8 protein-coding genes are annotated in these 10,529 nt (G+C 60.8%); 2 read left to right on the top strand and 6 right to left on the bottom strand.

The window, feature by feature from the left end; all coding sequences use genetic code 11:
* Positions 1-157: 157 nt before the first annotated feature.
* A complete protein-coding gene (locus ACVOLL_RS18650; protein WP_481514247.1) occupies positions 158-868 on the top strand; it encodes an HAD family hydrolase in 711 nt (236 codons plus the stop codon).
* Between the two features lie 35 nt (positions 869-903).
* Positions 904-2,274, top strand: coding sequence for a leucyl aminopeptidase family protein (locus ACVOLL_RS18645; protein ID WP_481514246.1), 1,371 nt, complete (start codon positions 904-906; stop codon positions 2,272-2,274).
* Positions 2,275-2,458: 184 nt separating this feature from the next.
* On the opposite strand, the gene hglS is transcribed toward ACVOLL_RS18645, so the two are convergent.
* The 6 genes from hglS to ACVOLL_RS18615 all read right to left on the bottom strand — a co-directional run bounded on the left by hglS (position 2,459) and on the right by ACVOLL_RS18615 (position 10,509).
* Positions 2,459-3,817, bottom strand: a complete 1,359-nt coding sequence (gene hglS / locus ACVOLL_RS18640; RefSeq protein WP_481514245.1) for a 2-oxoadipate dioxygenase/decarboxylase HglS — start codon at positions 3,815-3,817, stop codon at positions 2,459-2,461.
* 358 nt (positions 3,818-4,175) lie between these two features.
* Positions 4,176-5,534, bottom strand: a complete 1,359-nt coding sequence (locus tag ACVOLL_RS18635) for a hypothetical protein (RefSeq protein WP_481514244.1) — start codon at positions 5,532-5,534, stop codon at positions 4,176-4,178.
* A 190-nt stretch (positions 5,535-5,724) separates the two neighbouring features.
* The gene (locus ACVOLL_RS18630; RefSeq protein ID WP_481514243.1) at positions 5,725-7,083 is read right to left on the bottom strand and encodes a hypothetical protein; all 1,359 of its coding nucleotides are present in this window, start codon (positions 7,081-7,083) and stop codon (positions 5,725-5,727) included.
* Between the two features lie 24 nt (positions 7,084-7,107).
* Positions 7,108-7,275 (bottom strand): hypothetical protein, encoded by a 168-nt coding sequence (locus ACVOLL_RS18625; RefSeq protein ID WP_481514242.1) that lies wholly within the window; start codon positions 7,273-7,275, stop codon positions 7,108-7,110.
* A 192-nt stretch (positions 7,276-7,467) separates the two neighbouring features.
* Entirely contained in the window at positions 7,468-9,825 is a 2,358-nt protein-coding gene (locus tag ACVOLL_RS18620; RefSeq protein ID WP_481514241.1) for a T6SS phospholipase effector Tle1-like catalytic domain-containing protein, read from the bottom strand.
* A 189-nt stretch (positions 9,826-10,014) separates the two neighbouring features.
* Positions 10,015-10,509 carry a DUF3304 domain-containing protein gene (locus ACVOLL_RS18615; RefSeq protein WP_481514240.1) on the bottom strand — a complete coding sequence of 165 codons (495 nt, stop codon included), beginning with the start codon at positions 10,507-10,509 and terminating at the stop codon, positions 10,015-10,017.
* Between the last annotated feature and the right edge of the window lie 20 nt (positions 10,510-10,529).

Genomic DNA, 10,529 nt, shown 5'->3' with positions numbered 1-10,529 from the left:
GGGTGCGGCTTCAGCCGCTACGCTCACATTGCTTACGCTCCCCGACTCTCTCCAAAATTCTCGCGGGCCGGCACCCCGGCTCACGCCGCTCCTACAAAAGCGAGCAACCTGAGGCCCCCTACAGGCCCGGCTCATGGGCTTGGCGTAAAATGGCCGGATGAATTTCCCCGTACTCGCCATCACCCTCGATCTGGACGACACCCTGTGGCCGTTCGCTCCCATCGGGGCCCGCATCGACCAGGTGCTGCACGACTGGATGCTGCAGCACAGCCCGGCCACCGCCAGCATGTACCCGGTCGCCGCCATGCGTGAACTGCGCGAACGCTCGTTCCGCGACAACCCGCAGCTGCACCACGACCTGAGCGCATTACGCCGGCTGACCTTGGCCGAAGCGCTGGAAAAGAGCGGTGCAAGCATGGACCTGCTCGACCCGGCCTACGAAGCGTTCTACGCCGCACGCAACCAGGTCGAGTTCTATCCCGATGCGTTGGCCGCATTGCGCCGTATCGCCGCACGAGTGCCGGTGGCAGCAGTGAGCAACGGCAATGCCGACCTGCAGCGGATTGGCATCGGCGAATTGTTCGCCTTCCAGCTGGGCTCGCGCGAATTCGGCGCGGCCAAGCCGGACCCGGGCATCTTCCATGCGGCTTGCGAGCGCCTTGGCGTTGAGCACGCGCATGTACTGCACGTCGGCGATCATGCCGAAATGGACGTAGCCGGCGCGATGCGCGCCGGCCTGCGTGGTTGCTGGATCAACCGCGAAGAACACTCATGGACCCACACCGAGCTGCAGCCTGACCTGCAGTTCGACACCCTGACCGGACTGGCCGACTGGTTGGATGGCAACGCCTCCAACCCGCAGCGCTAAGCCCACGGCCGCCATCAGACGCTTTAGAGAACACCATGACCCCGATTACCGCTTACACCACCGATTCCACCAATGCCCTGCCGCTGTATGTACTGGACCGCGACGGCTTTGCCGCGTGGAAGGCACAGCAGCCTGCCGCCGTGCAGGCCTGGGCGGCAGCGCAACAGTTCAACGCCGCACCGAACAGCGTGCTGCTGATCCCCGGCGATAACGGCATTGCCGGCGCGGTGCTCGGCGTTGGCGACCATGCCGATGCCTACGCCTATGCGCATGCCCCGTTTGCGCTGCCGGCCGGCACCAGCTGGCAGCTCGCCAACGAGCTGGACGCCAGCAGCAGCGCCAACCTGCAGATCGGCTGGGGCCTGGGCAGCTACCGCTTCGACCGCTACCGCAAGCTGGCCCGCCCGGCCGCGCAGCTGCTGGCAACGCCGGCCGCTGAAATTCTCGACGTGGTGACCGCCTGCCTGCGCGTGCGTGACTGGGTCAACACACCGACCGAAGACATGGGCCCGCAGCAGCTGGAAGACGCCGCGCGCGATCTGGTCGAAGCCCATGGCGGCGAACTGGAAGTGATTGCCGGCGACGAACTGCTGGAAATGAATTTCCCCACCATCCACGCCGTTGGCCGCGCCTCGCATCGCGCGCCGCGCTTGATCGTGCTGCGTTGGGGTAATGCTGGTGCGCCGCATCTGGCGCTGGTCGGCAAGGGCGTGTGCTTCGACACCGGCGGCCTGGACCTGAAGCCGGCCGACGGCATGCGCAACATGAAGAAGGACATGGGCGGCGCCGCCCACGCCATCGCCCTGGCAGGTCTGGTGATGGCGCAGCAGCTGCCGGTGCAACTGACCCTGGTGGTGGCTGCGGTGGAAAATGCCGTTGGCCCGGATGCCTTCCGTCCCGGTGAAGTGATCACCACCCGCAAGGGCATCACCGTGGAGATCGACAACACCGACGCCGAAGGCCGGCTGGTGCTGTGCGACGCGCTGACCTACGTCAGCGAGCAGAACCCGGACACCATCCTCGATTTCGCCACCCTCACCGGTGCTGCACGCATCGCGCTGGGCCCGGATCTGCCGGCCTTGTTCGCCAATGACGACACCCTGGCCAACCAGTGGCTGCAAGCGGGCGACAGCACCCGCGACCCGGTCTGGCGCATGCCGTTGTGGCGTCCCTACCTGCGCTACCTCAACAGCGGCATCGCCGACCTGGCCAACGCCGGTTCGCGTATGGCTGGTTCGGTAACCGCAGCGCTGTATCTGGAGCGTTTCATCAACGAAGGCCAGGTGTGGGCACATCTGGACGTCTACGCCTGGAACGACGGCGAACGCCCGGGCCGCCCGGCTGGTGGTGAAGCGCTGGCGCTGCGCTCGGCGTGGGCGATGTTGAAGATCCGTTACGGCAATTGAGCCAAGCGCTTGTGCCCCCTCCCTTGCGCGTAGCGCAGGGGAGGGCTGGGGAGGGGTGAGCTTTTGCGCCTGATCTGCATTTGGAGCTTGGCGTGCGTGGATTGATGCTATTGCCTTGAAGCAACGGCAGAAGCACCCCTCCCCAACCCTCCCCTTGCCTACGGCAAAGGGAGGGAGCAATGCATCAACCCTTCAGCGCTGCCAGCGACTCAGCCTGCAGACGCTCGTAGATCGCGAACTCATCGCTGACCGTTGCACCCAATGCCTGCTCGAAAGCATCGCGATTGGCACGCGCGGCATAGGCACGCTGTTCACCGCCACCAAGATTGGACTGGAAAATACCCGCCGCACTCACCGGCAAGAAATCCTCATAGATGATCGGATCAGCGCTCGCCAGGCCGCGCTCGATCAACACTTCCGCCGGCAAGGCGCGCGTATCGGCATCCGCGGCAAAACCGGCATCGGTCAGGCTGTAACGGTAATAGCCCAGGCCTTCGCCGCGCAGCGTTGCATGGTCATCCGGGAACGCAGCGAACGCTCTCTGCAGGCGCTGCATGTAGTCACCACCGGCACTGCCTTCGCCGCCACGTGCCTGCGCAAGCAGGGCGTCGTACAGGTCACGACCCTTCGGCGTCAGCGCTAGGCCGCGCTGTTCGATCTCACCGAAACGCGCGGTATGCGTACCGGCGTCGTTGTCCGCGCCGGAGGGGAAATGCACCAGTTCCTCCAGCGCCTTGAAGCTGGTCTGGCGCAGCAGGATGGCGCAGTCGCGGCGCGGCGGACCTTCAATAACCGCCTTGGCCGCAAGACCACGCGCCTGCATCGCCGCCTGCGCGGCATCGATGTCCAGCGTGCGCGGGGTGAGGTGGTTGATATGCGGGCCACGGAAGCTGACCACGTCGGCGACCAGACGATGCGCGCCGTGCAGAGCGTGATAGGTCTCCAGCGAGACGGTGGCTTCGTTGTGCCAGCGGAAGGTCTCCAGCGATTCAACGACGAAGCGCCAGGCGTCGTCCTCGCTCAAGCCACCATCGCGCTCGCACTGCTCAATCAGCTGCAGCGCACCGGCGGTGAAGATGTTGCGGCGGGCCAGGATCTCGGCGGCCTGCTCGCGCAGTGCGGCATCTTCGATCAACTCAAGCCGCAGCAGCGAGGTGAACACGCGGAACGGGTTGCGGTTCAAGGACTCGCCATCCACCGGCCGGAACGCGGTGGAATGCACCGGTACGCCGGCCACCGACAGATCGTAATAGCCCACCGGCTGCATGCCCATCACCGCGAACAGGCGGCCAAGCGTGGCCAGTTCCTGCGCGGTGCCGACGCGGATTGCGCCATGGCGCTCGACGTCCAGGCGCTCGCGTTCGCCGCTTCGCTGCATCTGCGCGGCCAATTCCGGCTGCGCTGCAAGGACGTCGGCGTTGATCGCGCCAACCAGCTCCACCAAGGTGCCGTACAACGGCACTTCGGTGCGGTACATATGCGACATCGCCTGCGAGAACAGGCTGCGGATGTGATCGGGCGAAACGAAACGGTCGGCGGTCATGACAAAGCGCTTTGACGCGAAATCGAAGGAACGCCATTTTCGCCCGGAACCTGCCACGACGGCCAGCAGCGAGATGAAGGGCGTCCCATCCAGCGCCTCAGCCCCCCCCCCGCGACGCTGGAAAGCCCGGCAAGGGGTTGCCGCCGACGTGCCTACAGCGCAACGCTCAAAGCCCCTTCCCAGCCCTATCACGGTGTTCCGGCTACGTCTGCCGCCCGCGCAATGCTGCGCTTCAGCCCCTCCCCTTGCGAAGCAGGGGGAGGTTGGGAGGGGGATGCTGCACGCGTGCACAGCCTCAAAAGCACCCCTCCCCAGCCCTCCCCTTCGCTGCGCGAAAGGGAGGGAGCAGAGCTGATTCCTACTTCGGCGGTGCGGTTGGCTTGCCCAGCAGGCGTTCGTAGTCCGGCATCTCCGGGGTGGTATGCCGCAGGTGCAGGTTGTGCAGGATGGCGTCGAAACGCTTTTCGCTTTCCTCGAGCGGCGGTGGTTGCTGCTTGAGCTGCGGATAGGCCTGTTGTGGCCAGCTCTGCATCGTCATTGCCACGAAGGGCATTGCCTGAACACCTTCAATCCCTGGCATACCTGCATAGAGCTGATAGGTACGGATGCTGGGATCACCACTTTTCTGGCCTTCACGGGTAATGGCGATACCGGTTTTATCGAAGCTCAGACCACCAGCAAGAATGCCTGTCGGCTTGATCACATCCCGACGCTGCACATTGTCTTCCGGCATCGTCAGCAGCACGCCCGGATAGGCCAAGACCCGCCGCCAATTGGAGATGGGCGTTTTGGCGATGCCTTCTTGCAGCTCGGGTGCCGTCAGGTAGCCGGTGTCGATGCTGTAAGCGACATTTGGGCGGTCCACATAACGGAACGATGCATGCGCGTGGTAGTCAGTGCTGCCATCGTCAGGGAAGAACAGCCCCGGGAAGCAAACACCGGGTTCGTCCGGCACTTCGCCTGGCGCGCGCAAACGCATGCGCTTGATGTCGCGGCGGATGTTGGCCATGGCCGCTTCCCGGCGCGGATTACCCTCTTCCGAGTTCACGTCGGACACCAGCGAAATAACGTTGCCACCCAACAGGGCACGTACCGCCAATCGGCCGGTGCCGTTTTCCGTTGCTAGTTCGCCAGGCAAACCGAAACTGTGGATGCGCCGGTTGCGGGCTATCCTCAGTTCTTCCTTGGCCTCCCGAACCTCCCGCTCATAGCCTCTGACGATTGCCTCATCCTCGCCCGCTGCCCGAGCCTCCTCAACCTCAGCCTCATCCTCTGCCACTGCTCTCATCCACGCAGCAACGCTGGCACCGCGATCTGCAAACTGGTAACGGTCCCGATGCATCTCCATCACTTCTTCCGTCGCAGGCTGCGACACCATCACCCGCATTTCTCCGTAGTCCATGCGCTCGCGCCGATCACCAGGTACCCCGTCGGGAAACAAGGGCGGCTCGTTGTCTTCCACCTTCCGCAGCGGATCCAGCGCCCACTCGATCGGCCCATCCACCTCAAATACCAATCGGCCCAGACACTCGCGGGTAGAACCCGGCGTCCAGCTTGGCCTGAAGTCGCGCGTTGTCTGCAGGCGCGGCAGATGTGCCTGCAACCGCTCCTCGACCACGGGCCCGGAATGCGGCGCTGGTGGCGGCGTTGATGCGTCGCAGGCGGCGGGCCCGAGCAGCAACACGCAAATGGCCAACAATGGTCTAGCGTTCTTCATGATTTCTCTTTGTCGGAACGGTGTTCCAACTACTTCCTTGTTGCCGCCTGGCAATGCTGCGCTTCAGCTCTTCCCCTTGCGAAGCAGGGGAGGTTGGGAGGGGGGTTCCTGCACGCGTGCACAGCCTCAAAAGCACCCCCTCCCCAGCCCTCCCCTTCGCTACGCGAAAGGGAGGGAGTAGAGCTGGCGCCTACTTCGGCGGCGCAGTCGGCTTGCCCAGCAGGCGTTCGTAGTCCGGCATCTCCGGGTTGGTGTGCCGCAGGTGCAGGTTGTGCAGGATGGCGTCAAAACGCTTCTCGCTCTCCTCAAGCGGCGGCGGTTGCTGCTTGAGCTGCGGATAGGCCTGCTGTGGCCAGCTCTGCATCGTCATTGCCACGAAAGGCATTGCCTGAACACCTTCAATGCCCGGCATACCTGCATAGAGCTGATAGGTGCGGATGCTGGGATCACCACTTTTCTGGCCTTCACGGGTAATGGCAATACCGGTCTTATCGAAGCTCAGACCACCAGCAAGAATGCCTGTCGGCTTGATCACATCCCGGCGCTGCACATTGTCTTCCGGCATCGTCAGTAACACGCCCGGGTAGGCCAGCACGCGCCGCCAGTTGGAAATAGGCGTTTTTGCGATGCCTTCTTGCAGCTCGGGTGCCGTCAGGTAGCCGGTGTCGATGCTGTAAGCGATATTGGGGCGGTCCACATAACGGAACGATGCATGGGCGTGATAATCAGTGCTGCCATCGTCAGGGAAGAACAGCCCCGGGAAACAAACACCGGGTTCGTTCGGCACTTCACCGGGCGCGCGCAAACGCATGCGCTTGATGTCGCGGCGGATGTTGGCCATGGATGCCTCCCGGCGCGGATTACCCTCTTCCGAGTTCACATAGGAGACCAGTGAAATGACGTTGCCGCCCAATAAGGCACGCACCGCCAGTCGGCCAGTGCCGCTTTCCGTTGCAAGTTCGCCGGGAAAACCAAAGCTGTGGATGCGTCGGTTGCGGGCGATTTTTAGCTCTTCCTTGGCCTCCTCAACTGTTTCTTCTCGCCCCCTGACTATTGCCTCATCCGCTCCCCTTGCCCTCGCTTCCTCAACCGCGGCCTCACGCCTCTGCACTCCTCTTGTCCACGCAGCAACGCTGGCACCGCGATCTGCAACCTGGTAGCGGTCACGATGCATCTCCATCACCGCCTCCGTCGCAGGCTGCGACACCATCACCCGCATTTCTCCATAGCCCATGCGCTCGCGACGGTCACCCGATACGCCGTCGGGAAACAGGGGCGGCTCGTTGTCTTCCACTTTTTCCAGAGGATCCAATGCCCACTCGATCGGGCCGGCCACCTCGAATACCAGCCGTCCAAGACACTCGCGGGTTGAGCCAGGCGTCCAGCTCGGCCTGAAGTCACGCGTTGTCTGCAGGCGCGGCAGATGTGTCTGCAGCCGCTCCTCGACCACGGACCCGGAGTGCGGCACCGATGGCGGCGTTGATGCGTCGCAGGCGGCGGGCCCGAGCAGCACGCCAGAGAATAACAACAGCGTTCGACTGATTTTCATGTGTCCTTCCATCACGTATGCACCTCAAGCCCGGGTTGGCTGCGGCACGCTAGCAACCTCTGCGACCTGTACGTCTGCATCCTGGCCGTGATCTGTTTCAACGTTGGCCAGAATCGACAACGCAAAACCAGTGTTATTGCTTTCTTTGGCGAGCCAGCCCAGCGGCAAGGCGCCAGTGCGCCAGTGCGCCATGCTGGCCAAGCACCGCCCGGTATTCACGTCTAGATCCTTGCCAGGAACATAGATCACGAATGCATCAGTGTCGCGAACAAAAGAAACGGCCTGTTCTCAGGCCTGCGGCCACCGAAAGGTCGCGGAATTCACCCATTTGAATCCGCGATGACCCGCAAAATAGAATCCTCATTCGCTATTCGCTGACCGCGCTCATAGGGATTCCCACCACGACAACGGGCCAATCTCGTCAATGAATACGTTCACAGCCTTCAACTCGCGCTCAGCAGGCTGAATTTCCGCCCAAAGCGCTTGCACATCGCTCGCGTATCCCATCATGGCACCACCACCTCCGGCGGAGCCTATGGCAGGCATTGAATCGGACGCTCGCTTCCTAAGATTTGTTTCTCTCTCACGAAGTACGCGCAACTGTCTTTCCAGATACTTCTGCCGCTCGATCAACTGTTTTCTGGAAGCTGATGCGAGTCTTGGGAAGTCCGCCTTGAACTCAGCGAACTTGTCTTCGAACATTCCCCGCCAGCGCAGATATCCCCACAGCGCATAGATCTCGCGACCCGACTCCTGAAGGGGAAGCGAGTCTCTCGAAACATCTCCTTCCTTTCTCCCCGATAGCTTCAGTCGCGCCCGATACTTTGCCAATGTGGCCTTCTCGTCCTCATCAAGGGGAGCCGGCCCGATTCTGGGCAACACCAACAAAGGAAGGCTTGCGCCTCGCACTACATTCGCTACTGAATTCAACCTTTGATTGGAATCATTCCACGCCTTCTCCTTCTTCAACAGCCGGTCAATCTCTGATTTTTGCTCTTGCTCCCAAACATCATCATCTTGCCCGAGCGGTTTGAACCAAGCGCGCGAATCATGCACATGCAAATCAAACAAAGAGACAATGTCAGCGTGAAGCGCGGCATTGCTCTGCCAGGCATTCTTGATCTCACGCCACATCTCGTACTTCTTCCGTGCGGCCAGCTCCTGTGCGTATGCGAGCTCCACCGTAGCCATGCCCGAATAGTGGGGACTGACACTTGCGATCGCCCCACCAGGAACGTCATCAAAAGTGGCCCAGGCCGGATGCAGGTATCCGCCCAGCACACCAATCAGCGAGTATGCCCCTCCTCGAGCAAGCAGAATGCCTGCATCGTCCAACATTCCCAGGTAACCGCCGCTCAGCAACACCCCGCCGCGCAAGCGCTGAACGTCGTCAATTTTCTCCAACAACTCGGCTTCCTGCTTCAACTCAAGATCTGCGCCGAGAATGTCGATGCGATCCTGCGCCGAGCCTAGATTCAGTTCACCGTGTCTTCCCAGCCGCAGTTTGCGCCACCGCAAATAGAGCCGATACTGATCCTTCATCAGCTCGCGAGTACTTCCTGTTCCACCCTGACACTGCGCGATATACGCGTTGAATCGCCTGACAAGCACAGGGGAGACTTGGAAGGACTTCTTCACCGCATCCGGAAGTGCGTTGATATCTCGCAAAGGCACGCCCGCTGCCAAGGACGCACGATACATTCGCGCCAAAGGCAATTGCGACAGCTTTTGCGCATCCCCCGTACCTCGCGCCTGCTCGTTGGGTGCGTACCCTCCGCCTAGATCCGAATGCACACCTGGAAATACTTCTTCGGTCACATTGGAGCCACTGGCCAACTCCAGAGGAAAGGAGCCTCGTACTTCGTGAGCGGCTACCAAGTGCAGGCATCGCGTCACTATCGATGCATCTGGTATGCGCATATCCCTCCGCTGCGCCCAACCGCCGTGACCGGTTGCCAGATCATCCAGCACACCTTGTGCGGCCCCTACGGATGCCACCGTGTCGAACAGCCCTAGAAACTCAACCTTCATCGGCAGACCGCAGACAGTCATTGGACCGGTCGGCGTATCGCACAGATCACGCAGCCAATGCACAAACGTTCGCGCCGCCGCGGCACCACGCGAGAAGCCGTAAACATAGAGCCGAATACCATCAATCTTCGGCAGTCTTGCAGGAATCAACGGCAGCAGCTTGTCGTGGAGAACTTTACGGCGCTCCGCAAGCACGCGCCGCCTTCCATCCGTATTTGTTGACCGCCAATGCGTACTGAAGATGGCCTGAAAAGACTGCTTTGCGCTAACAACTCCTCGCGCACGCACATCCTCGGCCCCTTTTGGTTGAATGACCTTGCCACCGGGCGAAAGCTGCATATCCCGCAGCGACATGTCCGTACTCATACGGCGGACAGTCGATAAATCCAGCTCTTGTGTGGAAAGTGATTCTCCGAGCCAATGACTGTGCAAATTGTTCTGCAACTGAAGCAGCGCCCAATTGATCCGTGCTTCGCCACCCCAACCCGCCGCCGCTCCTGCCACAGCGTGTATCCCAACACCAGCATCCCCAACTTCAGCACGAAACTCTGTGCCAACTCCGGGCACGTAAGTACGATACCGATAAATCACCTTTTCTCCGTCCCGACCCTGAAACTCATAAGCCTCACTTAGGCGCGCGACGTTACTATGCGTATCTAGCGCCTTGTCGTACTTAAGATTATTCCTGGTACCGTCGAAGAAAAAAGCCATCTCTAAAGGCCGACAGCACCCAATCACCGCTGCAGCGGCAACCGCATTTCGTACGGCATCCCCTCGCTCAGCCGCGGTCAATTGCAGTGGATTATCTGAAAAACCTGAAGCCAGTCTACTTGTAGCCATCCTTGCCATCCTTGCCATCCTTGCCAATGCTAATTCTCAATAAACACCTGAGATATAGACTCATTTACCTTCGACTGAGAAATCCGGCGCGCCGCTGCCGTAGCAAGAAGCTGTACCGTCAGGCCTAGCTTTCAAGCACTCCTCTTTAGGGTCCTGCAAACCATCAGGAAAATCTGGATGCCCAGCACTTACCCAAGCTGGATAGATCTTCACTGACCCATCCGGGAAGAATGCAATCCACAGCCACGTCATACGCCCAATGGAATCTTTTTGAGGCGCCTCAGGCACCACGTTCTCTTCTAATAAGGACTTTTCATCAATTTTAAACAATGATTCATTCCGCCAGCGCACGTTTATTTTGTAGCTGGGATCGTAAAATGCGGGCGTATAAGCTGAACCCGTCCCCGTCACAGAAGTATGTTTGGTGACGTTCGCCGCCCATGTCCCATCAACATAAACTTCATTTATTTCTTCATCGGTGTAGTTCAGAAGACCGATCCGCATAGGAACCAAATCACCCGGCTTGTGATCCGCAGGCAGCTGACCAATGGCCATCAACCTCTCTCTCTCAAGCA

The sequence above is a fragment of the Stenotrophomonas sp. STEN035 genome, from assembly GCF_056759935.1.
Note: the sequence above shows the minus strand (reverse complement) of the source record. Positions and strands in the feature narration are given on the sequence as shown.